The organism is Acidithiobacillus ferrivorans (assembly GCF_016250455.1).
Classification (GTDB): Bacteria; Pseudomonadota; Gammaproteobacteria; order Acidithiobacillales; family Acidithiobacillaceae; genus Acidithiobacillus; species Acidithiobacillus ferrivorans.
Genome location: NZ_CP059488.1, coordinates 409614 through 436057, shown reverse-complemented (window position 1 = coordinate 436057; position 26444 = coordinate 409614). Strand labels below are relative to the sequence as shown.

General features: G+C 56.5%; 17 protein-coding genes. 14 read left to right on the top strand and 3 right to left on the bottom strand.

Annotated features, from left to right (window positions below; genetic code table 11):
* Positions 1-54: 54 nt before the first annotated feature.
* A complete protein-coding gene (gene ntrC / locus H2515_RS02135; protein WP_065414276.1) occupies positions 55-1497 on the bottom strand; it encodes a nitrogen regulation protein NR(I) in 1443 nt (480 codons plus the stop codon).
* On the bottom strand, positions 1494-2819 hold the full coding sequence (gene glnL / locus H2515_RS02130) for a nitrogen regulation protein NR(II) (protein WP_232821505.1): 1326 nt from the start codon (positions 2817-2819) through the stop codon (positions 1494-1496). Before glnL ends, ntrC begins: the two co-directional genes overlap by 4 nt.
* A 68-nt stretch (positions 2820-2887) precedes the next feature.
* Between glnL and H2515_RS02125 the strand changes: the two genes are divergently transcribed.
* The 4 genes from H2515_RS02125 (at position 2888) to H2515_RS02110 (ending at position 9788) form a co-directional block, all read left to right on the top strand.
* On the top strand, positions 2888-3634 hold the full coding sequence (locus H2515_RS02125) for a peptidase (protein ID WP_198660829.1): 747 nt from the start codon (positions 2888-2890) through the stop codon (positions 3632-3634).
* A gap of 308 nt (positions 3635-3942) precedes the next feature.
* The gene (locus H2515_RS02120; RefSeq protein ID WP_035193564.1) at positions 3943-5406 is read left to right on the top strand and encodes a circularly permuted type 2 ATP-grasp protein; all 1464 of its coding nucleotides are present in this window, start codon (positions 3943-3945) and stop codon (positions 5404-5406) included.
* Positions 5391-6383 (top strand): alpha-E domain-containing protein, encoded by a 993-nt coding sequence (locus H2515_RS02115; protein WP_065414274.1) that lies wholly within the window; start codon positions 5391-5393, stop codon positions 6381-6383. Before H2515_RS02120 ends, H2515_RS02115 begins: the two co-directional genes overlap by 16 nt.
* 42 nt (positions 6384-6425) lie before the next feature.
* Positions 6426-9788, top strand: coding sequence for a transglutaminase family protein (locus H2515_RS02110; RefSeq protein ID WP_198660828.1), 3363 nt, complete (start codon positions 6426-6428; stop codon positions 9786-9788).
* A 40-nt stretch (positions 9789-9828) separates the two neighbouring features.
* On the opposite strand, the gene H2515_RS02105 is transcribed toward H2515_RS02110, so the two are convergent.
* A complete protein-coding gene (locus tag H2515_RS02105; RefSeq protein ID WP_035193569.1) occupies positions 9829-10773 on the bottom strand; it encodes a PDC sensor domain-containing protein in 945 nt (314 codons plus the stop codon).
* Positions 10774-11342: 569 nt separating this feature from the next.
* Here H2515_RS02105 and H2515_RS02100 point away from each other — a divergent pair.
* The 10 genes from H2515_RS02100 to H2515_RS02055 all read left to right on the top strand — a co-directional run bounded on the left by H2515_RS02100 (position 11343) and on the right by H2515_RS02055 (position 26387).
* A complete protein-coding gene (locus tag H2515_RS02100) occupies positions 11343-13277 on the top strand; it encodes a PrkA family serine protein kinase (protein ID WP_065414272.1) in 1935 nt (644 codons plus the stop codon).
* Positions 13278-13562: 285 nt separating this feature from the next.
* A complete protein-coding gene (locus tag H2515_RS02095; RefSeq protein WP_035193573.1) occupies positions 13563-14879 on the top strand; it encodes an ammonium transporter in 1317 nt (438 codons plus the stop codon).
* 101 nt (positions 14880-14980) lie between these two features.
* Positions 14981-16285, top strand: a complete 1305-nt coding sequence (locus H2515_RS02090) for a YeaH/YhbH family protein (protein WP_035193575.1) — start codon at positions 14981-14983, stop codon at positions 16283-16285.
* A complete protein-coding gene (locus H2515_RS02085; RefSeq protein WP_035193577.1) occupies positions 16278-17753 on the top strand; it encodes a SpoVR family protein in 1476 nt (491 codons plus the stop codon). The genes H2515_RS02090 and H2515_RS02085 overlap by 8 nt, the downstream gene beginning before the upstream one ends.
* A 182-nt stretch (positions 17754-17935) precedes the next feature.
* Positions 17936-19108 carry a porin gene (locus tag H2515_RS02080; protein ID WP_198660827.1) on the top strand — a complete coding sequence of 391 codons (1173 nt, stop codon included), beginning with the start codon at positions 17936-17938 and terminating at the stop codon, positions 19106-19108.
* A gap of 53 nt (positions 19109-19161) precedes the next feature.
* Positions 19162-19500, top strand: a complete 339-nt coding sequence (gene glnK / locus H2515_RS02075) for a P-II family nitrogen regulator (RefSeq protein WP_014027746.1) — start codon at positions 19162-19164, stop codon at positions 19498-19500.
* A 54-nt stretch (positions 19501-19554) separates the two neighbouring features.
* Positions 19555-20859 carry an ammonium transporter gene (locus H2515_RS02070; RefSeq protein WP_198660826.1) on the top strand — a complete coding sequence of 435 codons (1305 nt, stop codon included), beginning with the start codon at positions 19555-19557 and terminating at the stop codon, positions 20857-20859.
* Between the two features lie 358 nt (positions 20860-21217).
* Positions 21218-23767 (top strand): PP2C family protein-serine/threonine phosphatase, encoded by a 2550-nt coding sequence (locus H2515_RS02065; RefSeq protein WP_198660825.1) that lies wholly within the window; start codon positions 21218-21220, stop codon positions 23765-23767.
* Entirely contained in the window at positions 23754-24884 is a 1131-nt protein-coding gene (locus H2515_RS02060; protein WP_198660824.1) for a PhnD/SsuA/transferrin family substrate-binding protein, read from the top strand. Before H2515_RS02065 ends, H2515_RS02060 begins: the two co-directional genes overlap by 14 nt.
* Positions 24885-24959: 75 nt before the next feature.
* Positions 24960-26387 (top strand): ammonium transporter, encoded by a 1428-nt coding sequence (locus tag H2515_RS02055; RefSeq protein WP_065414265.1) that lies wholly within the window; start codon positions 24960-24962, stop codon positions 26385-26387.
* The last annotated feature ends 57 nt before the right edge of the window (positions 26388-26444 follow it).

The following is a 26444-nucleotide window of genomic DNA, read 5'->3' as shown; positions in this document are numbered from 1 at the left end:
TAGCCGCCTCAAGCTCAACCAAACATGCCCCTTATACCAGCACACAAGGGGTATTTAGTCGAAAGCCTGGGATTCGCCAGGGCCGCTGCCAGGCGCGTCTTCCATGCCCAGTTCTTTAAGCTTGCGGGTAAGCGTATTACGCCCCCACCCGAGCTTGTGCGCGGCGTCCTGTTTATGGCCGCGGGTATGTTGCAGTGCTGCTTCCAGCAGGCAGCGCTCGAACTGTGGCTGAATCCTGTCCAGCAAGGCCTCTTCGCCACCGGCGAGACACTGCCGCACCACGGCCCCCAGCAGCAGACGCCAATCCTGGGCGTTCGAATCCAACAGCGGCACGGCAGGCGGCGGCGGTGCGGCCATTTCCGGCGGCAAATCCGTCACCTGGACCTCGCTGGTGGGCGCCATCACGGTAATCCAACGACAGACATTTTCCAATTGGCGAACATTACCCGGCCAACGCCAATTCATGAAGGCGGCCTCCGCCGCCGGACTCAATACCTTACGCTCGACATCCAATTGCTCCGCACTGCGACGGAGAAAGTGGCGAGCCAGACGCGGGATGTCTTCACGCCGCTCCCGCATGGGTGGGAGGTGGATGTGGATGACATTGAGACGGTGGTAGAGATCTTCCCGAAAGCTACCGTCGCGTACCTTGGCTTCAAGATTCTGGTGGGTCGCGGCAAGAACGCGGACATCCGCACGTAGGGGCGCATGGCCACCAACCCGGTAGAAGGTACCGTCGGAGAGCACCCGCAGCAGACGCGTTTGCAGCGCGGCGGGCATATCGCCAATTTCATCGAGAAAGAGGGTGCCCCCGGAGGCCTGTTCAAAGCGACCCTGCCGGGTCTGCACCGCCCCGGTAAAAGCGCCCTTTTCATGGCCGAAAAGTTCCGATTCCAGCAACTCGGCGGGAATGGCCGCCGTGTTGATGGCGATGAACGGTCCGCGCGCGCGGGGACTGTGTCTATGCAGAGCACTGGCTACCAGTTCCTTGCCTGCCCCCGACTCGCCGGTAATAAGCACGTTGATCTGTGAACGCGACAGACGACCAATGGCACGAAACACCTCCTGCATGGCGGGGGCCTCGCCAATCATTTCCGCCGGATCACTCTCCTCAACACCGGCAGCGTGCGGCTCTGTCTGACGGCCAAGAGCGCGCCGCACCAAGGCCACCGCCTCGTCCATGTCAAAGGGTTTGGGCAGATATTCAAAGGCCCCGCTCTGAAAAGCGGCGACGGCATTATCGAGATCGGAGTGCGCTGTCATCACAATTACCGGCAGCTTCGGCCAACGCGATTGCACCTCACGCAGGAAAGCCAGCCCGTCCAGGCCGGGCATGCGCAGATCGGTAACGATGGCCTCTGGTTGCTCGCGCCCCAGTGCCCGCAGAGCACCGTCGGCCTCGGCAAAACTGCGCACCGGGATATCGGCCTGGGCCAGCGCTTTTTCTAATACCCAGCGAATGGAAGGATCATCATCAATAATCCAGACCTCTGTCATGCGGATGCCTCCCGGTGCGGTAACAAGGGCAGGGAAACGGAAAACACCGTTTCCCCCGGTTGTGAGTGGCAATGAACCACTCCGCCGTGCCCGCGCACCAATCCCTGCGCGATGGCGAGCCCCATCCCCATGCCCTCGGCACGACTGGTGACCAGCGGCAAAAAGATCCGCGGCAGCAGGTCTGGGGGGATTCCCGGGCCGCTATCGACCACATCCACACGGAGCGCCAGGCGGAACTTGTGATGCAAGAGGGTAACGTAGCGATCGACCCGGGTGCGAATCAGGATCGTGCCGTGGCGATCCAGTGCTTGCTGGGCGTTACGCATTAAGTTCAGGAAAACCTGCACCAGTTGCTCCTGATCAGCCAAAATATCGGGGATAGAGGGATCGTAATCGAAGCGCAGGAAAATACCCGTGGGCAATTCCGCGTTCAGCAGCCGACGCACATGTTCGAGCACCTGATGGATATTCACTTCGGCAAAAACCGGGCGGCTGCGGGGCCCCTGCAGGCGATCCACCAGATGATGCAGGCGGTCGACCTCGTGGAGGATGACCCGAGTGTAATCCTTCAGTTCCGGGCGCTGCAGTTCACGCTCCAGAAGCTGCGTGGCGCCGCGCAAACCGCCGAGGGGATTTTTGATTTCGTGGGCGAGGCCACGCAACATCTCCTGGGCGACGCCATAGATACGATCCTGCATTTCCTCCTCGGCATGACGTGCCAGCAACTCCATCGGTCGCATTTCCAGAATGAGGCCACCGGTTGGCGCCGGGGTCACCACCAAATCTACTACTGCACGACCGCCCTCACTCAGTACCAAAGACAAAGCCCTGCGCAGTATGGCCATGTTCGCCGTGGCGACATCCGCAAAAAGTGTAGTGAAGTGCTCATCACCGACAATGCTGCAGAATGCCGACAAGGTCTGTCCCAGTGCCTGATGCTGGCTGATGCACAGCAGATTTTCAGCGGCAGGATTCATATAACGGATATGGTAATCACTCCCCAAAACCAGCACCGCTGATTCCAGAGCATCCAGCACCATATTCTCTGTGGGCAGAGCGGTTATTTTTTTGCGGCGCACCATGCAAGCTCCGATTTTGTAACTCACCAAATAGGCTCTATGCTCAGCCAAGCAAAAAACGCACCAACTCATCAGGAAGGCGACACCATTCACCCCGGCATACCACCCGGCACTGCTGAGATCCTCACCAAAAACCGGGCCCACGATCGCCCTGCGGCGGTCGATCGCCAACCCGCCGGTTGCACCATAATAGTGCGTTTTTGACGGATTGCCTAGCGCCTCCGGGAGGCAGACGCGGTCCACGCTTCCCAACGGCCTCATTTTCAGCGAGTATCATAAAATTCATGCCGTCGGGCTCACAGGAACACTCCATGACCTATTGCCTCACCGCTCATGTCGCAGAGGGGCTGATTTTCTGCTCCGACTCGCGCACCAACGCGGGTGCCGATAACGTCAGCATCTACTCTAAAATGCACAGTTTCTGCTGGCCCGGGGACCGCTTTCTCTGCCTGCTTTCAGCGGGCAATCTGGCGACCGCTCAGGGGGTGGTCAAGCGGATGCAGCAAGATATCGACCAGGACTCGGAAACCCATCTGCTCAATCTGACCAGCATGGCGGAGGCCGCGGACTATGTCGGTCTCATCAATGCCGGGGTGCAGCGTAACCAGGCCAACCGCGACACCGCCAACACCAATTTTGAGGCAACCTTCATCCTGGGCGGCCAGATCAACGGAGATACTCCGGCGACCTATATGATTTACCCGCAGGGCAACTACATCCATGAGTCGTCAGATCACCCATTCCTGCAAATCGGCGAAATCAAATATGGCAAACCGATTCTGGACCGTGTCATCAGTCCCGACCTCTCGCTAGAGGCGGCGGCACGCTGTGCGCTGGTGTCCATGAACTCTACCATGCGTAGTAACGTCACTGTGGGTCCGCCGGTGGAATTGCTCATTTATCGCACCGACAGCCTGCAGTCAGGGCGTTACCTGACATTGTCCGAGGATGACCCTTTCTACCGGAGCATCGGCGAGCGCTGGAGTCAGGGATTACTAAAAGCGCTGGATGATCTGCCACGCTTTGCTTGGGAGACTTCCGGCACCCCACTGGTCTAAGCTCTAGCAATGCGGGCAGATATGGAGAAATGTCCTATGCACCAAATATGAATAATGCGCACCGTTATGGTGCAACCGTGCAGTGCTTCCCTGCTCAAATACGGTTTGATACCTTGGTCAGGCTCACCAATCAGAATAGCGTTGTCACCGAGATCAGGAAAAACCGGAGAACACCCGACCAGTAGTTGGCGCAAGTATTGCTTAATCCTTCCAATAATTATAGTGCGCTCTGATCCGGTATACGGACAAGGACGTCGCCTCACCGCCATATCAGGAGCGTGATGCACGCGCAGAGGAGAAAGTGGCTTATGGATTGGCTGAGCAAGCATTATCAGCAGCAGAATGCCTATGATGAACTGGTGGGCGAAGGTGGCATTCCGCGTCTGGTCGCAGCCCCACTGTTTGACTACCTCAGCACCTTGGACAGCAGCGAACTGCTCGTCCGCCGACAAGCCGCAGATGCAGCGATCCTCGCCATGGGCATTACCTTCACCGTGTACAGCGAGGCTGGCAATATCGACCGCGCCTGGCCCTTCGACATTATTCCCCGCATCATGTCACGACGGGAATGGACACGCATTGAAGAGGGGCTCAAACAACGCTTGCAAGCCATCAACCTCTTTATCGACGACCTGTATAACGAGCAACGCATTGTCGCCGACGGTATTTTCCCCGCTGAAATACTGGCCAGCTCCCACAATTTCCGGGACGCCTGTCGGGGCGTGCACCCGCCTTTGGGGGTCTGGGCGCACATCTGCGGCAGCGATCTGGTGCGTGATGCCGACGGCACGATCTATGTGTTAGAGGACAATCTACGGGTTCCCTCTGGCGTCTCTTACATGCTGGAGAACCGGCAAATCATGAAGCGGCTCTTTCCAGAGCTCTTCAAGTCCGCCACCATCCTGCCGGTGGACGACTACCCAAACCGGCTCTACGAAACGCTCGCGGCCCTGTCCCCGCGCGAGGAGGAGCGACCCGTCGTTGCGGTGCTCACCCCCGGCATCTATAACTCGGCCTACTTCGAGCATAGTTATCTGGCACAGCAGATGGGGGCCTATCTGGCGGAAGGTGCGGACTTTTTTGTCGGCCACGACGATGTCGTTTATCTCAAGACAATCTCCGGGCCACAGCGGGTGGATGTAATCTACCGGCGCATCGACGACGATTATCTCGATCCCGAAGTCTTTCTCCCTGACTCCACCCTCGGCATTCCCGGGCTGCTGCGCGCCTGGCGACGCGGCATGGTAGCCATCGCCAATGCCCCCGGTGCCGGCGTCGCCGATGACAAAGTGGTGTACGCCTTCGTGCCCGAAATCATCCGCTATTATCTGGATGCCGACCCAATCCTGCCCAACGTACCAACCTACCTGTGCATGCGCGACGCGGACCGCGATTACGTACTGAATCACCTGGACGAACTGGTGGTCAAACCGGCCAACGAGTCGGGTGGTTACGGCATGTTGATCGGACCACACGCTCTGCCGGAAGAGCGGGCACGCTTCGCCGAACTGATCATCGCCAACCCGCGCAATTATATCGCCCAACCCACGCTGAATCTTTCCACCGCACCGACTTTGGTGGACGATCACCTGGAACCCCGTCACCTGGACCTGCGCCCGTTTATTCTGCAGGCCGACAAAATGTATGTGACCACCGGCGGCCTGACCCGGGTGGCCATGCAACCCGGGTCGCTGGTGGTGAACAGCTCCCAGGGCGGTGGCAGCAAAGACACCTGGATTGTCGATAAGGAGGCCCCATGCTTTCGCGGGTAGCTGAAAACCTATACTGGATGGCCCGCTATCTGGAACGGACCGAAGACATGGCCCGGCTGATCAATGCCACCACACTGCTGCTGCTCGATCTGCCCCAGGGCGCCGAGTTCGGCTGGGACATCCTCTTGCAGGTGACGGGCGATGCCGAACTCTATACAGAGCGTTACGGTACGCCGGAGGAAGATCGCATCATGCGATTTCTCATTGCCGACGAGCGCAACCCCAACTCGGTGATGGCCGCCATCCACCAGGCCCGGGAAAACTGCCGCACCTTCCGCGATCTGCTCCCCGCCGAGTTCTGGGAGCGCCTGAACACTCTCTTCCTCTTCGTGCGTGAATATGCTGGCATCAGCTCGGACAGCCGTCATGCACGTTATGCCTTTCTCAGCGAGGTCATTTCCCGACGCCATGCCCTGGTGGGCCTGCTCATCAGCAGCATGAGCCAGGACAATGTGTACCAGTTCATCAAGCTGGGCCGCAACATGGAGCGCGCCGACATGACCACGCGCATTGTTGACGTGACCAGCGCCGTGATCCTGCCTCAGGATCATGGCCTGCAGAAAACGACTGGAGCCAGCCTCTGGCTGGGCGTACTGCGGGCCATGAGCGCCTTTGAGATGTACCGCCGCCACGTTTCCGTGCAGGTGCGCAGCAATCAGGTGGTAGACTATTTGCTCAAGGACGGCAAGTTTCCACGCAGCATGAAATATTGCATGGGCGAGATGGAGGTGGCGCTGGCCCACCTGCCCAACGCGGGCATTCCTTCCGAGGCAGTGCGCCGGGCACGGCGGCGCTTGGATGCCCTGAAGCTCGCCAACCTGCGCCCGGACCTGCTGCACGAATATCTCGATCAGGCGCAGAAAGATCTGGCCATGGTCCACCGCACCATTCAAGGCACCTACTTCGCCCGGGATGGGGATGCTTCGGGCTTTGATGGCATGCCTCAGGGACTGCATTTGAGCGCCGTACAAGCCTGACGGAAAACACGGCACCCACTTCAACCTTCAGAGGAAATCATCATGGGTATCCATGTTGTTCTGCGCCATCAGACCAGGTATGACTTTGATCGCCTGGTGCAGATCCACCCTCATGTGCTGCGCCTGCGCCCGGCACCACATTGTCGCACGCCGATCCTGGCCTACTCGCTCAAGGTCGAACCGGCCAGGCACTTCCTCAACTGGCAACAGGACCCTTTCGGCAATTATCAGGGGCGCCTCGTTTTCCCGGAACGCGCAAAGTCGCTTAAGGTGGATGTGGAGGTCATCGCCGACCTGACAGTGATAGATCCATTTGATTTTTTTATAGAACCTGCGGCAGAACACTGGCCCTTCCATTACGATCCCACCCTCCGCAAAGAACTGGCACCCTACCTGGAGCGGGAGGAGGCAGGCCCGTTAATGCAGCGTTTTCTGCTCGACATCACGCGCCGTCGTCAGCGGACCGTGGATTTCCTCGTTGCCGTTAACCAGCAACTACAGGGGTACATCGGCTATACCCTGCGCATGGAGGTCGGGGTACAAACCCCGGAAGAAACCCTGCAAAAAGCCAGCGGCTCCTGTCGCGACACCGCCTGGCTGCTGGTGCAGGTGCTCCGCCACATGGGTCTCGCCGCCCGCTTCGTGTCCGGCTATCTGGTGCAACTGGTGGCCGACCAGGCCCCACTGGATGGACCGGCTGGCCCCACCAGTGACTTTACTGATCTCCACGCCTGGGTGGAGGTCTACATCCCCGGTGCCGGCTGGATTGGTCTCGATCCCACCTCCGGACTGTTTGCCAGCGAGGGACACATCCCGCTGGCCTGCACCCCCCATTATGAAAGTGCCGCCCCCATCACTGGCGCCACCGACGCCTGCGCGGTGGAGTTTCACTTCACCAACTCCGTCACCCGCCTGCCGGAGACACCGCGCGTCACCAAGCCCTACACCGACACGCAATGGGAACAGGTGATGGTCTTGGGCAATGCGATAGATATCCGCCTGCAGACCGCTGATATGCGCCTCACCATGGGCGGCGAGCCCACCTTCGTAGCCACCGAAGGGGTGGATGACCCCGAGTGGAATCAGGAAGCCCTCGGCACGGAGAAGCGGAAACACGCTGAACGGCTGGTGCGCCGTCTTGGTCAACGTTTTGCGCCGGGCGCACTGCGGCACACCGGTGAAGGCAAATGGTACCCCGGTGAGCCTCTGCCGCGCTGGGCACTCGGCCTCTACTGGCGCAAGGATGGCATTCCCTTGTGGCACGAACCCCGGCTGCTTGCCGATCCACTGCACGACTACGGCTGGCCAGCGGATACTGTCCACAACTTCGCCTGCGCCCTGACCAACCACCTGCAAATCGACAGCAACCGCCTGCTGCCCGCCTACGAAGATGCCTGGCATATCCTGCATCAGGAAGGCCGCACCCCGGTTAATATTGATCTCAGCACTCATCGCCTAGATGATCCGCTGGAACGCCAGGCGCTGATCGGCAAATTGCAGGCCGGACTCGACCACCCGGTGGGCTGGGTGCTCCCCCTCGCCTGGGAATGGCGCCAGCAGCGCTGGTACTCGGCGCCCTGGAGTTTCCGCGGCGGGCGACTGGTTTTGCTGCCTGGCGACTCGCCGCTGGGTATGCGCCTGCCCCTCGATAGCCTGCCTTGGGTCGTCGAAGCCCATAAAAAATGGCAGCCGGAGAGTGACCCCTTCGCGCCGATGCCACCATTACCGGATATCCACGGCGAGATCGCCGCGCGCAACAGCCATGTCCCCGAAGCACCGCCATCGCCCACGGCGGACCGGCAACTCTGGGAGGAGATACCCCATACCGCAGTCACCCTGGAAATCCGCAAAGGCTGCCTGTACTGCTTCTTCCCACCCTTGCAGGTCATGGAACACTATTTGTACCTGCTCAGCGCGATCGAACACAGCGCCGCCGAACTCAATATGCCGGTGGTCATTGAGGGCTATGCGCCGCCCAACGATCCACGGGTGGAGAAGTTGCTCGTCACCCCCGACCCCGGAGTCATCGAGGTCAATATCCATCCTTCCACGCACTGGCCGGAGATGGTGGAAAAGACTACAGCCATCTACGAGGACGCCCACGCCTGCCGACTGACCGCCGAAAAATTCATGCTTGATGGGCGCCACACCGGTACCGGCGGTGGCAATCACATGACGCTCGGCGGCGCCACCCCGGGCGACAGCCCCTTTTTGCGCCGCCCCGATCTACTGCAGAGCCTGATCACCTACTGGCAGCACCATCCAGCCCTGTCTTATTTTTTTAGCGGCATGTTTGTCGGCCCCACCAGTCAATCACCACGGGTGGATGAGGCGCGCCATGAGGCCCTTTACGAACTGGAGATCGCTTTTGCTCAGGTGCCACCCGGTACCGTGCCACAGCCGTGGCTGGTGGACCGTCTCTTCCGCAATTTGCTGGTGGACATCACCGGCAATACCCACCGCGCCGAAATTTGCATCGACAAGCTCTATGCGCCGACCGGGGCGGCCGGTCGGCAGGGGCTGGTGGAGCTACGTGCCTTCGAGATGCCGCCCCACGCCCGCATGAGCCTGGTACAGCAACTGCTGGTGCGGAGCCTCCTGCTGCGGTTCTGGGAAGCCCCTTATCGCCATGAATTGGTACGCTGGGGTACCACCCTGCATGACCGCTTCATGCTGCCTCACTACGTCTGGGAAGATCTCCGCGACGTGTGTGTCGATCTACAGGAACACGGTATTCCTTTCGATCTCGAATGGCTGACGCCCTTCTCAGAATTCCGCTTTCCGCAGCATGGCCATGTCCGGGTCGGCGAGATCGACATTGAGCTGCGCGCGGCCATCGAACCCTGGCATGTTCTCGGCGAAGAAGTGACCGGCACGGGCATGGCGCGTTATGTGGATTCCTCCGTCGAACGGCTGCAGGTGCGCGTGACCGGCATGACCCCGGGACGCCATGTGATCGCCTGCAACGGACGGCGGGTGCCGCTACGCGCTACCCGTGCCCATGACGAACACGTTGCCGGAGTACGTTATCGTGCTTGGCAGCCACCGTCCGCGCTGCACCCGACCATTCCGGTGCATACACCGCTGACTTTTGATCTGATCGACACCTGGAACGGGCGTAGCATAGGCGGCTGCACCTACCATGTCATGCATCCCGGTGGCCGCAATTCAGAAGCCTTTCCGGTCAACGCCTGGGAAGCAGAGGCACGGCGGCAGAGCCGCTTCACCACCACCGGGCACAGTCAGGGACCACGGCCGGATGCGGTCCTGCAGGGTCCCAGTGAGGGCTTCTTCGTGCCCACCGGCAGCGGTGAACATCGCTGGCTACCGTCCTATGCGGACGACCAGCCAGACTATCCCCACACCCTGGATCTGCGCCTGGCCCGCCCCGCTGCACCAACCTGAGCAACCTGAGGGGACGGCACCCTCCACGCGGGAAAGCGCCTCAGCTTTCTTCCTGGCGCTGATCCTTGTGCTGTAAGAGCAGAACTTCTGCCCGTGCGCCGAGATACACATAGACACCCAGTGCGACCATCAGTGCGGCGGCGGCAAGCAGCAACACCACCGCCAACCACAAATGTTGCGGGGCATCCAGGGCGAATTTGAAAACCAGCATCAACCCTTCAATAGACACCGCAATCAATATGGCGGCGATAAAACGGGTCAGGGTGCGCCGGGTAGTGCTGTGGCGACGAATATCTTTGCGGAGCAGCACCTCTTCTTCAAAAATGGTCTTCGCTAGATCGAATACCGCCAACGCCAATGTAAAGAGAATGGTTGCCTGAAAAGGGGCAGCAAAATCTCCTGGAGAAGCTGCTGACGACCATACCGGCCCCAGCGATAGCACCGCGTGCAACCCCAAAGCCATGCTCACCGCCAGCAATCCCAATGAAAACAAAATGTAAAAAAACTTAAAATAGGGTTCAAAACCGCGGCGAATATCGTCCTCTTCGAGCAGGGCAAGGGCACGATCGAACTCACTGTCCACTACCACCATACCCAGCAGTTTGCCACTTTCATCACGAATCGGAGCGGCGGCAGTCACACAAATATGGCCATTGGCAGAAGAAAGATAAGGCTCGGTGAGTATCGGGCTATTCGCCTCCAGCGTCAGCCGGTAATACGGCCGGTGACTGCGGTCCACGCCTTCCCCACCCTGCGTATTATGTCGGCGGGAGGCAGCAACGTTATCACCAATCTGTAGCCCTTCCGCATCAAGTAGATAGCAAAGGTCCAGGAAAGGATGCCGGGCAATGAGGCAGGCTAGTTTTTGGCGTTGTGTCTCACGGTCCTGCTGCAACAGCAGCGGACTGGCTACTGCATCGACTACTCCACCAAGTAAAACCGAAAGGTCTTTGCGCACCTCACGAAAATGCTCGAAGCGATTCATCGGTAATCACCTGTCGGGTCGAAGGCCGGGAATGGGCACCCACTAACAGAGCAAAGCGTGTGCCACGTCGAGCCGAAGTGCGCCTTTTAAAGATATCACACGGCAGCGCAGCAGCGCATCGAGAAGCTGGCACACTTCCTGCTTTATCAACATTGATCATGGTCATGTGATCACTCCTCCTCAAGTGGCTTCCAGGGCGGTCCTACCGCCCTTTTTTTGTCCACAAACCGCTTTTTCCTATACATCCAGCAAAAACAGTTAATTAAAAACATCATCAGCCCCGCGCCTACCCGTCAAAGCAGAGGGGTAAGGCGCCTTCACTGCACTGGCGCCGCCCAGAATTCTGCACCATACTTGTGCAGCGGGTGCGCCATCCTGGCGCACGACGTTTGCGGCCAGCTCAGTCCGCCCATTCACCGTAAAACGCCCGGCGGTCGATGCTGCTCATGCCGGAGTGGCACGGGAAATGCTTATTTCATAGCGTACTTGAGGGCTACGCAACCAGCGAACCCCATGACCTATAATGGGTCTAAACAACGTGAACGCGGCAGTGCCGCAAGGAGTGGCAAATGGCGTTATTCGACCGTTACCAGGAGCGCTTTCTGCAACAGCAGGAAGTTGTCCTCTCTATAGATGCCTACCTCGATCTCTGCGCGCGTGAGCCCATGGCTTATGCCACCGCAGCCGAGCGGATGCTGGCAGCCATCGGCGAGCCGCAGGTGCTGAACACCCAGGCCGATCCCCGGCTGTCACGTATTTTCATGAACCGTAAACTGCTCACCTACCCCGCCTTCAAGGACTTCTATGGTATTGAAGATGTCGTAGAAAACCTGGTCGCCTATTTCCGGCACGCGGCGCAGGGCCTGGAAGAACGCAAGCAGATTCTCTATCTGCTCGGCCCGGTGGGAGCGGCTAAGTCTTCGCTGGCAGAACGCCTGAAGAGCCTGATGGAGCAATACCCCATCTACTGCCTCGCCGCCCATGGCAAGGTGTCGCCGCTCTTCGAGTCGCCGCTGGGACTCTTCGATCGGGATGAAGATGGTCCGGTACTGGAGGATCGCTTCGGCATCCCCCGCCGCGCCCTCAATGGCGTGATGTCCCCCTGGGCGGCCAAACGACTGCGCGAGCTTGGCGGTGACATCCGCAAATTCACCGTCCACCGTCTGATGCCGTCCCAGTTGCACCAGATCGGCATCACCAAGGTGGAGCCGGGCGACGAAAACAATCAGGACATCTCCAGCCTTGTCGGCAAGGTAGACATCCGCAAGCTGGAAGACTTCTCCCAGGACGATCCCGACGCCTATTCCTATGCGGGCGGCCTCAACGTCGCCACTCAGGGTGTGCTGGAGTTTGTCGAGATGTTCAAGGCACCCATCAAGATGCTCCACCCCTTGCTGACGGCAACTCAAGAAGGCACCTACAATGGTACCGAAGGCTTCGGTGCCATGCCCTTCCAGGGCATCATCCTGGCCCACAGCAATGAATCGGAATGGTCCGCCTTCCGCAATAACAAGCGCAATGAGGCTTTTCTCGACCGTGTCTACATCGTCAAGGTGCCTTATTGTCTGCGCGTCACGGAAGAGACGCAGATATACCACAAGCTCCTCGAAAGCAGTGCCCTGCACGCCGCCCCCTGCGCCCCCGATACCATGGACATGCTGGCCCGCTTCTCCGTCCTCAGCCGCCTCAAGGAACCAGGCAACAGCAGCTTGTGGTCAAAGATGGAGATCTACGATGGCAAATCCCTCAAAGACAAGGACCCCAAGGCCAAAAGTCTGCAGGAATACCGCGATGCAGCCGGTGTGGACGAGGGCATGGATGGCATCTCCACCCGTTTCGCCTATAAAATATTGTCGCGCACCTTCAACTTCGACAGCGAGGAGGTGGCGGCCAACCCGGTACATCTCCTGCACGTCCTGGAAACACAGGTTCGTGCCGAGCAGTTCCCGGCAGAACTGGAGTCCCGCTATCTCGCCTTCCTGAAGACTGAGCTAGCCCCCCGTTATGCTGAGTTTCTCGGCCTGGAAATCCAGAAGGCCTATCTGGAGAGTTACGGCGATTACGGCCAGAATCTCTTTGACCGCTACATCCAGTATGCCGATTTCTGGCTACAGGACACGGAGTTCCGTGACCCCGATACCGGGCAACTCATGGACCGCGGCCTGCTCAACGAAGAGCTGGAAAAGATCGAGAAACCGGCGGGTATCGCCAACCCCAAGGACTTCCGCAACGAGGTGGTGAACTTCGTGTTGCGGGTCCAGGCATCCAACGACGGCGTCAGCCCGGCCTGGACCAGTTATGAGAAGTTGCGCGTGGTCATTGAGAAGAAGATGTTTGCCAATACGGAAGATTTATTGCCGGTAATTTCTTTCGGCAAGAAGAGCTCCTCTGACGATGAGCGCAAACATCAGGACTTCGTCGCGCGGATGACCTCCAAGGGCTACACTGAAAAACAGGTACGCCTGTTGGTCGACTGGTATATGCGTTATCGCAAGCATCATTAGGGATACCAGGCCGTCGCAGGAAAAAGCTAGCGCCCAACACACCCCTCAGCCACCATATCCTGCCCGCATTTGCGGGCATTTTTAACAGTGGTCCGATCATTGCCGTGGTGCGGCATATTTACCGCACTATTTTGGTGCACCCCTCGCTCCAGATACCTCATCGCGAGCCATAATCCATACGCCTTCCCGTTGTTAGTCATACTTGCACACTTATTGCTTAACTCCATCGAAGTAATCGACGAGGCAAACTGCCTTATCTCTGACAGGAAAGTAAGGAGTGACAAAATGCAGAAGGGAGCGATACACAAAATTTCTGTGGGAGCGTCGTGGGTCGGCGCATTAACCCTGTTGGCCAGCCCGCTGGCCCAGGCCGACACCACGCCGCCTTTTAACAGTGGCGATACGGCATGGATGCTGAGTTCCACGGCTCTGGTGCTGCTCATGACCGTCCCCGGCCTGGCCCTCTTTTACGCAGGCATGGTGCGCAAGAAAAACGTTCTGGCCACAGCGGCGCAGAGTTTCGCCATCACGGCACTGATTTCCGTACTGTGGATGATCATCGGCTACTCACTGACCTTCACCGCAGGTAATGCTTTCATGGGCGGGCTGAGTCGCCTTTTCCTCAACGGCATGGGCCTGGATTCCGCCAATGATCTGGCCCCCACCATCCCGGAGTCCGTCTATATGACCTTTCAGATGACCTTTGCCATTATCACCCCGGCACTGATTGTCGGCGCCTTTGCCGAGCGAATGAAGTTCTCTGCCCTGCTCTGGTTCACCGGCCTCTGGTCACTGCTGGTCTATGCGCCTATCGCCCACATGGTCTGGGGTCCCGGCGGCTGGCTGGCTGCAGATGGCGTCCTCGACTACGCGGGCGGCACAGTGGTACATATCAATGCCGGTATTGCCGGCCTGGTCGCGGCGCTGGTCATGGGCAAAAGGATCGGTTACCGACATGACATCATGCACCCCAACAACCTGATGTACACCCTGATTGGCGCATCTCTGCTCTGGGTTGGCTGGTTCGGCTTCAACGCCGGTTCGGCGGTGGCCGCCAGTGACCGCGCGGGGATGGCCATGGCTACCACCCAGATTGCTACTGCCGTGGCGGCCCTCTCCTGGATGTTTGCGGAATGGCTGGCGCGCGGCAAACCGACGGTGCTGGGCATGACTTCCGGCGCAGTAGCCGGTTTGGTCGCCATCACTCCTGCCTCAGGTTTCGTCGGCCCCATGGGCGCCCTGTGGATCGGTCTTGCGGCGGGCGCCATCTGCTTCTGGGCTGCGGTCTACCTGAAGAACCAGCTGGGTTACGATGATTCTCTGGATGCCTTCGGCGTCCATGCCATCGGTGGCATTATCGGCGCGTTGCTGACCGGCGTCTTTGCAGTAAAGGCCATCGGCGGTACAGCGGGTGTGCTGGAAGGGAATATCGGACAACTGCTCATTCAGGCGACGGGTGTTGGTGTCACGATTGTTTATGATGCCATCGTCAGCTTCATCATCCTCAAGGTCATCGACTGGACTCTGGGTCTGCGCGTCAAAGACGAGCAGGAACGGGATGGACTGGATATTACCCAGCACGGTGAGCAGGTATACGAGTAAGCCGTGATCAGGGCGGACCGCCCATGGGAGGGGTCCGCCGCAACCATCTGCCCCATTTTAGGTCATAATGAGGGTGAAGCGTCGCTGACCAGGAGTCTGCCATGAGCATGATTATCGACCGGCGCAGTTCCGGAACCCGATCCACGGCCAACCAGGATCGTCTGAACAGACGTGTTCGCGCCCGGCTCAAGGTCGCTGTCGAAAAGATGGCGCGTTCCGGCTCCATTGAAGATCTGGCCAACGCCGACCAGCCCATTTCCATCCCCACCCGCGATCTTCATGAACCCAGCTTTCGCCGCGACCTCAGCGACACCTCCTGGGAGCGGGTGTTACCCGGCAACAAGGAATATCAGCGCGGCGACAAAATCAGCAAACCCGAGGGCGGCGGCCCGGGAAAGGGTCGGGAAGGCTCACCGGACGGTCTCGGCGATGACGAGGTGGCCATCGTCCTCTCCGCCGACGAATTTCTCGATCTGCTCTTCGACGGGCTGGCCTTACCCAACCTGCTCAAGACCGTGCCGGGGGATATTCAGGCCGATCAATGGCGGCGGGCGGGTTTCATTAAAGATGGCAGCCCCTCCCGCATGCACGTCGGGCGCACCATGCGTGCCGCCCGTGCCCGCCGCCTCGCCCTGCGTGCCGGCAAGCGCCGTGAATTGCAGGACCTGCTGGACACCCGCGACACACTGCAGGAAGAGATTCAGGGCCGCCTGACGCAGAAGCAGGATGTCTCCGTGGAGCAGGAGCGCCTCAGCGAACTGGATCGTCAGATTGCCGCTCTGGAACGCAAAATCAAAGCCATTCCCTTCATTGATGAGGCGGACCTGCGCTTCGCCCATATCGACCAGCAGCCCCACCCCATCACCAATGCGGTGATGTTCTGTGTGATGGATGTGTCCGGCAGCATGGGCGAGAAGGAAAAGGATCTGGCCAAGCGCTTCTTCCTGCTGCTGTATCTGTTCGTGCATCGCCACTATCAGGCGGTGCAGATCATCTTCATCAAGCACCACAGCACCGCCTCGGAGTGCAGCGAGCAGGCCTTTTTTGGTGCCCGCGAGGGAGGCGGCACGCTGGTCTCCCCGGCCATCACCCTGACCGAGGAGATCATGCAGCAACGTTTCCCGCCAGACCGTTGGAATGTCTATCTGGCGCAAGTATCTGACGGCGACAATTATTTTGCCGACAACGCGGTGGTGGAAGAGCATCTTATGAGTCTATTGCCGCGCTTGCGCAACCTCTTCTATCTGGAGGTCAACCGTGACAGTGAGAGTGATCTGCTGCAACTGTACGAAGCCATTGCTCAGGATTTCCCGGAGCTGATCACCGCCCGCGCCAGCGAACGCGAGGATATCTATCCGCTCTTCCGTACCCTCTTTGCCACTGAGGAGATGCCGAGCCATGTCTAAGTTCCTCTTTACCGACAACGACTGGACCTTCGCGCGGATCGACACCGTCACCGAAGCCATCGCCACCATCGCCGCCGAAGAACTCCAGCTCGACACCTACCCCAACCAGCTAGAGATCATCAGCGCCGAGCAGATGCTCGATGCCTACGCCTCCATCGGCCTGCCGGTCTATTACGCCCACTGGTCTTTTGGCAAACAACGCGCCATCGAGTCCGGACAGTATCGGCGCGGCGAGATGGGCCTGGCTTATGAACTGGTGATCAACAGCAACCCCTGCATCAGCTACCTCATGGAAGAAAATACCATGACCATGCAGACTCTGGTCATCGCCCATGCCGCCTACGGGCATAATGCCTTCTTCAAAAACAATGTTTTCTTTCAGCAGTGGACCGATGCCGAGGGCATCCTGGACTACCTGGAATTCGCCCAGCGCTACATCGCCCACTGCGAAGAACGCTACGGGATCGACGCAGTGACCGACGTATTGGATGCCGCCCACGCCATCAGCCGCAACGGCGTGGATCGCGCCCGCCGCCCGCGCCAGCTCTCGGCGCGCGAGGAAGAGCGGCGGCGCGAAGAACGCGAGCGTTATCTGCAGCAGCAGCTCTCGGAAATCTGGCGGACACTGCCCCCGCATAGCGTCGACCAGCCCGCTGATGCCGCTGTATTTCCGCCATCCCCCCAGGAAAACCTACTCTACTTCATCGAAAAAAACGCTCCACACCTGGAGGGCTGGAAGCGGGAAATCCTGCGCATCGTGCGCAAGATCGCCCAATACCTCTACCCGCAAGGGCAGACCAAGATCATGAACGAGGGCTTCGCCTGCTTCGTGCATTACCATATCCTGCACAGCCTGCATGCCAGGGGGCTGATTACCGACGGCACCCTGCTGGAGTTTTACGCCAGCCACACCGCTGTCACCTTCCAGCCAGACTTTGACGATCCGCGCTACAGCGGCATCAACCCCTATGCCCTCGGTTTCGCCATGTTCCAGGACATCAAACGGATCTGTCTCGCGCCCACGGACGAAGATCATCGCTGGTTCCCCTTTGCTGGGGACCCCGACTGGCGCAAGCACATCCACTTCGCCATGCGCGAATTCCGCGATGAGAGCTTTGTCCTGCAATATCTCTCACCCAAGGTCATGCGTGACCTGCATCTCTTTGCCCTAAGCAACGATCCCAGCGCTACGACGTACCAGGTGAGTGCCATCCATGATGACTCCGGCTACCAGTATCTGCGCCAGGCCTTAGCCCAACAAATCGCCGAAAGCACCCGCCCGCCGGACATTCAGATCGTGTCCGTGGATCGCTGGGGCGATCGCCATCTGCGTTTGCGGCAGATGGATAGCCAACCCCTCGCCCAGGATGAGGCCCAGAGAACGCTCAGCTTTGTTCATAGCCTCTGGGGGTATGATGTTCACCTGGATATGGAAGACCTTTCTCTGAGTGAACCGCTCACCTCCTGAGGGTTGATACGCCGCAACTCCAACATACGCACCATAGTGGTGCATAACGCATCATAATAGTGCACATCACCGCTTGCTACCTAGCTTGTTTTACTAAACCCATTGATTTTTAAACCGTTACAAATTGGCATCAAGTTTGCTAAGAGCTCCCTGTAATGTCATACAAATAGGGAGCGACAAACATGAAGACGTTAAAAAACGGTTATCGTTATAAAATCATCTCGCTGGCAATGTCTGCGTCACTACCCATGATGATTGAGACCGGGCACGCATCGCCACTGGCGCTGCCCAGCCCCCTGACCTTTGCGGCTGGCCCTTTGGGCACCCTCAACGTACAGGGCGTGGCGAGCGGCTACGGCGTCTGGCAGGACAACAAGTTTGCCGGATCAGGCAACCCTGGCAACAAATCTGCATCCGCCGACATCAGCAACGGTATGGTCATCATCCAGAAGAACACCGGGCTCGTGCAGTTTTATCTACAGACAGGGGCGTATAACGTCATGACCCTGGGCTCCAGCTATTTCTCCACTGGCACCTTCACTCAGAACACCTTCGGTGCCCTGCCCGTCGGCTATGTTGAGATCGCGCCGACCGACAATTTCAATATCCAGATTGGTAAGCTCTATACCCTGATCGGTGCCGAATACACCTATAGCTACCAGAACTGGAACATTGAGCGCGGTTTGCTCTGGGGCCAGGAGAATGCGGTCAATAAAGGTATTCAGGCTAATTATACCGCAGGCCCGGTCACTGCGTCGGTATCCTGGAATGATGGCTTTTACTCGAATCGCTTTAACTGGGTGACCGGCATGTTGACCTGGGCGATTAACAAACAGAACAGTGTGTTCTTTCAAGGTGGTGGGAATCTGGGACAGACCGATTATACCTACTCCTCCATCGCTACCACACCGTTGCAGAATAACGAAAGCATCTTTGACGTAGGTTACACCTATAGTGGCAGCAACCTGTCGGTCACGCCTTACGTGCAGTATACCAGCGTACCGGCCGGCGCAATTCAGGCGCTGGGTGCTGGCACCAGAAAGACCAGCACCCTCGGTGCCGCCATCCTTGCCGACTACAGCCTGACGGACAAAATATCCGTCGCCGGTCGGGTGGAATACATCAGCAACTCCGGCACCGTTACAGATGGAGCGGCCAACCTCACCGGCTTCGGCCCCGGCTCCCATGCCTGGTCGCTGACCGTGACGCCGACATATCAGAACGGCGGCTTTTTTGCCCGGGCTGAGTTGTCTTATGTCGCTGCTACCATGCCAAACAATACGGGTTTCTCAGGCACCAACAGCCTTGCCCAGACCCAACTCCGTAGCATGCTCGAAACCGGCTTCATGTTTTAACCCCCGGGGCTTCTGCCCCAGGGATGTTCCAACCCTGTACGAGAGGTGTCGCCATGAAATTGATTACTGCCATTGTTAAACCCTTCAAACTCGATGATGTCCGTGAGGCGCTATCGGCGGTAGGGATCCAGGGCCTCACGGTTACCGAAGTCAAAGGCTTCGGGCGCCAGAAAGGTCATACCGAACTCTACCGCGGCGCTGAATATGTGGTGGATTTTCTCCCCAAGGTCAAGATCGAGGCGGTAATCAGCGATGATGCCGTCGACCAAGCCGTTGAAGCCATCGAAAAAGGTGCCCGCACCGGCAAGATTGGTGACGGCAAAATCTTTGTCTCCGAAGTCCTGGAAGCCATCCGTATTCGCACCGGCGAAACCGGTAATGATGCGTTGTAACCAGCTATAACCGCTTTACCACCGCTCCCTAATCCTTATAGGAGGAAGTTCTTCATGTCAGTAGCTTGGCTTAATACCGGCGACAATGCGTGGCAGCTCACCGCAGCAACTGTCGTTGGCTTGCAAAGTGTCCCCGGGCTCGTCGTCCTGTACGCGGGCATCGTCAAAAAGAAATGGGCCATCAACTCCGCTTTCATGGCTTTTTATGCCTTCGCCGCCGTATTGATCGCCTGGGTGCTCTGGGCTTACAACATGGGCTTCGGCAATGAATGGTTTTCCTTCGTCGGCATGCCGCACCCGATCCTCACCATGCAGGATGAGCTCACCCAGGCGCGCATTCCGGCCTCCAACACCACCGCCGCTTTCCCCATGTCTACCATGGTGTACTTTCAGTTCGTTTTTGCCGCCATCACCTTGATCATCATGGCTGGCGCATTCCTCGGGCGCATGAGTTTCAAGGCCTGGATGATTTTCGTGCCACTCTGGCTGACCTTTTCTTATACGATCGGTGCCTTCAGCCTCTGGGGCGGCGGCTTCCTCTCCACCCTCGGCGTCATCGACTATTCCGGTGGTTACGTCATCCATCTTTCTGCCGGGATCGCGGGCTTTATCGGTGCGGCGGTCATTGGCCCCCGGCTGGCGCGTGATCGCGAAAACTTTCAGCCCAACAACGTACTGCTGATGCTGGTTGGTGCCGGAATTCTCTGGCTCGGCTGGAACGGATTCAATGGTGGTGACCCCTACGCGGCGAGTCGCGATGCTGGTGCGGCCGTCCTCAACACCAATATCGCCGCCGCCGTCAGCGTGATCGTCTGGACCATCATGGATCTCATCTACTTCAAGAAGCCTTCCGTCATTGGTGCTGTGCAGGGCATGATCACCGGCCTGGTGGCCATTACCCCGGCCGCCGGCGTGGTAGATGGTTGGGGTGCAATCGCCATCGGCATCGCCTCCGGCATCATTCCCTGGCTGAGCATGAATCTTCTCGGTAAAACCGCACTGTTCCGCAAGGTCGATGACACCTTGGGTGTCTTTCACACCCATGCGGTAGCGGGTGTTCTGGGTGGCATCATGGCGGGCTTGCTGGCCACCAAGGCCGGCTGTGCGGCTTTCGGGCTGAGCACTCCCGGTGGTGCCATTGATGGCAACTGGCATCAGGTCTGGCTGCAGCTTATCGGCGCAGCGTTTATCATCGTGCTGAACGTTGTGGTGACCTACATCCTGCTCAAGCTCATCAGCCTGATCGTGCCACTACGTATGTCTGAAGAAGAACTGCTGATCGGCGATGATGCGATCCACGGTGAAGAAGCCTACGCTTTCTATGGCGACGGTGAACGTCGACCGGTGGCAGGGGACTAAACTCCACTAACACTTCAACATCCTTGCACACGGCGGTTACCCGCCGTGTTTTTTCTCCTTATTATTCACTTAATAAACTATAAATATCTTAACACCTATCATTTGCTATCGGCCACACAATAAACAGAAAAAATAACTTACGGAAAATATAAGGAGATTATATTTTTCACACATTGACACCTTGCCGAATTGTTCTAAATAACATTATAAGGCTAGACAACCGGCCTACCATGGCCGACTTATCGGGAGAAAGACACGCCATAAGTTAACGCATAATGGCATATTTTATGACTTTTACATCCCAGATGAAGACCTGCCCAAAGCCCAACAACAAGCGTCTCGTTTTACTGAGGATCATATGGAAAACGTAAAACTCTCTGAACGTGTTCCTGTCGGTGCATTCTACCGAACCAACATAGAAGCGGTAGAAGATGTACGCAGCAGATACTTCATCGCACTATCGATTCCTGCATTTTTACTCATCATGATTGGGATCGGCACCTGGGAGTCCTTAGCCTTCCACGCGCGATCTGCGACCTCATTTCACCAGTATGAACACTACCTGGGAGCGCTTAACAAAATTCAGGAGGGTCAAAGTTCAGCAACACACGCTCTTCAAGAGCTTGCCAACCAGACAGCAAAGTCAAGAACCAACATTAGCGGCCAGTATCTATCTAATTTTGAAAAAAAAATGGCATACAATCAGCCATTAAACACTGCCTTATCCAATCTATTACATGGTAACAATGGAAATATTCCACTAATACGTGGACAACTAAAAGCAGCAGCGCACCATTATCAAGAAATCGAAAAACAGTACTTCAGCTATGCTCAGTGGTTCTTATCAGGAGGTGGGGCGCTCATTTTTTTATCACTGATATATGTTTGGTTCGGTATTCTGCAGCCCATCGGCAAACAAAGCAGGGAGCGTGCGCTTGCCCTAGCCCGTGCCGGTGAATTCAATGAGGACGTCATTAATACTTCACGGGTAATCATCATGGTGATCGACGCAAAGGGTAACGTCGTTCTCGTGAATCATTATTTTCAAACGCTTTTGCAATGGCCTCGCACACAAATAGTCGGTCACCCTTTACTGAATCGTTTATTTCTTCCGCAAGATCATGCAAGCATACTAGCACTGTTAGACGTGGGCAATCCGGAGCAAATTCAAGAGCTCCCGATACTCAATTCTGCGGGTAACCAACTGATCATGGCGTGGACTGTGACGCCGGTACGCGATGTGACTGGCGAGGAACTCCTGCGGGTTGCCATGGGCGTGGATGTCACGGAACGGGCAGCCGCCGAACATGCACAACAAATTGCCCTGCTCAAGGCGCAGTCGTTGAGCGATCGTCTACAAGACGAGGCACAACAAGCGGCAGAACTACACACAGCTTTTCTCGGCCCAGAGCAGATCTCGCTACCAGGCCTCTCCGGTATCGCCGCCAGCATCACCAGCTCGGAAGTAGGCGGTGACTATCTGGATTGCTATACCACCAAAGAAACATCCGTGCTGGTACTCGGGGATGTGAGCGGACATGGTCTCGCGGCCGGGAGCATCGTGGCTGTCGCAAAAACAGTTATCAACCAATTGCGGGCGGATGGTATTGGGCGTCCAGATCAAGTGCTTAGGCAGCTCAATAATGCCATTCTTAATACCGCACAGGGATTGCGTCTAATGACCATGATTTGTGCAGCAGTAGATTTTCGCCACGGCATTCTATACATCGCTAATGCAGGGCAGCAATTTCCCTATCTCCAAAAACCGGATGGGCAGTGGGAGATGCTTGAAATTGGTGGACTTCCATTAGGCCAGGAATTGGATCTCGATATCTCCACAAGCGAATTTGATATGCCGTTAGGAAGCCGACTGATCCTCATCAGTGATGGATGGGTTGAAGAAAATGCACCGGATGGAACGCCATTTGGCTATGAGCGATTGGAACAAGCACTCGAAGATTTTTCTACCTTAGGTGACACCCAATTGCGTGATGCGCTAATCGCCAGACTGATTGCATTCTGTGAACGAGATACTTTTGATGACGATTTAAGTATCATCGTTGTGCACCATAACGAGCGTTATCCTGCAGTTTCTGAATGGCGTTCAGAACAACCACTGGAAATCATCAGAATATCTCAGGATTACTACGCTAACAAGACCATTTCTCCGCGCTTGTCACGCCAACATATCGTACTATTTGCTGAACATGAATGGCAAAACCTGCTTCCACGGATGAGTCAGGATGGAATACGTCGGATACTAATTCCAGGAAACCCATTCCTGCAAGCCATGGGCTGGGATAACCTCCTTAATGCCCACAAGGAAATTGACAACGAGCTATCACTATATCTCCATATTGATACTCCTCTGCAATTACCTATCACCACTTCGACAGATAAAGTGGGGGTTATTTCGTCCTTGGCGTCCTGGCTGGCGGAGACTGACGTGCGCGATGACTGGATCGACGTCTGCACACTCGTCGCCGATGAGCTCCTCGAAAATGCACTTTATGCCGCACCACGAGATGCCCGGGGACAAGCCATTTATTCAAAAAGCGTAGATCGCATACTTAACGAAGATGAACATGTCAGTCTGCATATGGGTCGTCGAAATAACATTCTCGCCGTTCAGATGAGAGACAACTGGGGCACATTAACACCCTCAACATTATTACAACGCCTAGGCGCACACATTCAAGGGCATGGACTCATCGCCGATCAGGGAGGCGGTGGATTATATTTGTTGTGGCGCTTTTCTGACTATATGCAAATTCGCGTTTTCCCTGGGCGCGAAACGCGCGCGACATTATTCTTCGACCTGGATCATCCACCGCACGAAGACCACTATCCCGCATTCCAATTTCTTTATCACAGTGACATTTGCGAGGTAAATCATGACTACCTTTGAAATCATCACTCAAAGCTCAGCCGATGATCCGGTCATCTACCGCCTGCGCGGCGTCATTGACGCCGCCGCCAAAGCGCACATGGACCCCCTGCTTGCCATCAACAAGCCAGCCATTCTGGATTTCACCGAAGTTTCACGCGTTAACTCTATGGGTTTAGCCATCCTCCTCAACATCTTGAAACAACTTCACGGTAACAGACTACCCATCGCGGTCAAAGGGATGAATCGCATGACGGCGATGCTGTTTAAAATGACCGGATTGAATCAATACCTGACAAATCATGCAGCCGCACCCGAGGCTGCTCATGTAACATTGACAAATACTTCGTCCACGCAAAATCATCCGTCACCACAACCTCCATCGCGGAGCGATCATTGGCGATTTTCCGTGAGCCTGCAGGAGCGGTCTCAGTTAGAAGGGTGGTATTTTCTCAATACCTATCTTCAAAAGAAATGGGGACACCCTATACGACTAGAGCCCCATTTCGGCGCACTGGAACAGAATAACACGGCACCTTCAGACTCCGCAGATATAGTGTTTGCCTCACCGTTTGCTGTATGCGAACTCATTCAGATGGGTTTTTCACCATTACTTGTACCCTGCGCAGCCCCCGAAGAGGCCGTCGTAATTTGTCGAAAAAATGACGAAAGAATGACATTTAATCAGTTCTCTCGCCCCAAAGTCATTACCGACAGAATGGACAGCTACGCCTACTTGCTAGGTAGACTGCTCATGGATGAATCAGGCTACTCATCGGACAATGCCAACTACTTATTTGTCGGCAATGATATCAAGTCTGTGCAAATGCTGCTACGAAACATGGGCGATATTGCCATTTTGCCACGACAAACCTTTTACGGACTTTCATCCATCACTCAAGATCAACTGAAAGTCATGGATGAGAGTCAAACGGACTTTGCTTATCATGCATTATGCTTGTCTTCACACCGGCGAGCCGATGCCACGGCGATCATAGATCTCTTCATGTCTCTGCAAGATGAAATAAAAGGCCAGGAGATACTCAGTGGGCTTGGCATTCGTGGCTGGCGTGAACCGGCATCCGAAGAAATAAACATGTTGACCGAAGTGTACAAAAAATATGTGGGAAGCGGGTAACATTTAATAACCAATTTTTACAGCTACAAGACTCTAATTTTACTGTGTATTACCAGAACTTTGTGGAGAACCATCATGTATCTAGAACACCCATCTTATTTGAGCCCTGGCGATACTGCGTGGCAGATAACTGCAGCCACACTCGTGGGGTTACAGAGCGTTCCGGGGTTGGCCATTCTTTATGGTGGTATCGTCAAGAAGAAATGGGCACTCAATTCCGCGATGATGGTCTTTTACGCTTTTGCTGCCGTTCTGATTACGTGGATGCTCTGTGGCTTTAGCATCGCCTTCGGCAACCCCGTGCATCTCGGCCCCGGAATACTTTCTGGACTATTTGGTTGGCCTCGCCCCGTCATGTCCGCCATCGACAGCATCGGCCAAGCCAACATTCCACTATTGAATGGCATCATGCCTGCCTTTGCCTTTCCACAATCCGCATTGATTTACTTTCAATTTGTATTCGCTGCCATTACCCCCATTCTGCTTGCCGGCGGCGTTCTTGGACGAATGAACTTCAAAGCATGGATTATTTTTGTACCAATATGGTCTGCACTCGTTTATTCAGTGGGTGCCTTCATGCTCTGGGGTGGTGGCTGGTTAGCGCAACTCGGAGCCGTTGATTACTCCGGAGGTTACGTCATTCACGTCGCTGCGGGTATTTCAGGATTCGTAGCGGCGGCGGTGATTGGACCGCGACTTTTTGCAGACCGGGTGGATTTCCCTCCGAATAACCTCATTATGGCCATGGCTGGAGCCGGTCTATTGTGGCTTGGCTGGAATGGATTTAACGGCGGTGATCCTTACTTCGCCAATCAGGATATGGCCGCTGCCGTGATCAATACCAATCTCGCCACAGCGGCAGCATTACTGACATGGCTATTCATGGACATGGCGTTTCTCGGCAGAGCATCTATGGTGGGGGCCATCAATGGTATGATATGCGGATTGGTCGCTATCACACCGGCTGCGGGTTTCCTGAATGGTTGGGGTGCACTGATACTTGGCGTAACCGCCGGTATGATTCCCTGGATTACCATGAACAAGATAGGACCAAAAACATGGCTGAGTAAGGTTGACGATACGCTTGGTGTATTACACACCCACGCCGTTGCCGGTGCCGTAGGTGGATTGATGGTGGGTCTTCTCGGTGATCCGCGCATGGTCCTATACTACGGAGCAGGCAAAACACCGGACATATCCGTAGATGGGTTACTCTATGGTGGTGGATTCACGCAACTCTGGCATCAATTGATCGCTCTCGTGGTAATCGTGGTATATAACGCCGCTATGACATTCGTTATTCTGAAGCTGTTAGGGGTGTTCATCCCACTGCGCATGAGTGACGCTGATTTAGAGATCGGTGACTATGCCATACATAAAGAGGATCCCATTCCGGGGGTCATGGGTGCGCCCATTGAGAATCTGGTGCCGAATAAACCCGCATGGGATGGTCCCGATACGGTCGGGCCAGCGACTCACTATCCGCCAGCTGGTACGGATTAGTGACGGCTTAGTTGGCGAAGTCCGCTCCATCCGGTTGCGGACTTCGCCAGAAGCAAT

Coding starts and splice junctions, on each gene's coding strand:
- H2515_RS02095 (WP_035193573.1), top strand. CDS start 13,563: ATGCAGAAGGGAGCGATACACAAAATTTCTGTGGGAGCGTCGTGGGTC.
- H2515_RS02070 (WP_198660826.1), top strand. CDS start 19,555: ATGTCAGTAGCTTGGCTTAATACCGGCGACAATGCGTGGCAGCTCACC.
- H2515_RS02080 (WP_198660827.1), top strand. CDS start 17,936: ATGAAGACGTTAAAAAACGGTTATCGTTATAAAATCATCTCGCTGGCA.
- H2515_RS02100 (WP_065414272.1), top strand. CDS start 11,343: ATGGCGTTATTCGACCGTTACCAGGAGCGCTTTCTGCAACAGCAGGAA.
- glnK (WP_014027746.1), top strand. CDS start 19,162: ATGAAATTGATTACTGCCATTGTTAAACCCTTCAAACTCGATGATGTC.
- H2515_RS02055 (WP_065414265.1), top strand. CDS start 24,960: ATGTATCTAGAACACCCATCTTATTTGAGCCCTGGCGATACTGCGTGG.
- H2515_RS02115 (WP_065414274.1), top strand. CDS start 5,391: ATGCTTTCGCGGGTAGCTGAAAACCTATACTGGATGGCCCGCTATCTG.
- H2515_RS02105 (WP_035193569.1), bottom strand. CDS start 10,773: ATGAATCGCTTCGAGCATTTTCGTGAGGTGCGCAAAGACCTTTCGGTT.
- H2515_RS02120 (WP_035193564.1), top strand. CDS start 3,943: ATGGATTGGCTGAGCAAGCATTATCAGCAGCAGAATGCCTATGATGAA.
- H2515_RS02060 (WP_198660824.1), top strand. CDS start 23,754: ATGACTACCTTTGAAATCATCACTCAAAGCTCAGCCGATGATCCGGTC.
- H2515_RS02125 (WP_198660829.1), top strand. CDS start 2,888: ATGACCTATTGCCTCACCGCTCATGTCGCAGAGGGGCTGATTTTCTGC.
- ntrC (WP_065414276.1), bottom strand. CDS start 1,497: ATGACAGAGGTCTGGATTATTGATGATGATCCTTCCATTCGCTGGGTA.
- H2515_RS02090 (WP_035193575.1), top strand. CDS start 14,981: ATGAGCATGATTATCGACCGGCGCAGTTCCGGAACCCGATCCACGGCC.
- H2515_RS02085 (WP_035193577.1), top strand. CDS start 16,278: ATGTCTAAGTTCCTCTTTACCGACAACGACTGGACCTTCGCGCGGATC.
- H2515_RS02065 (WP_198660825.1), top strand. CDS start 21,218: ATGGAAAACGTAAAACTCTCTGAACGTGTTCCTGTCGGTGCATTCTAC.
- H2515_RS02110 (WP_198660828.1), top strand. CDS start 6,426: ATGGGTATCCATGTTGTTCTGCGCCATCAGACCAGGTATGACTTTGAT.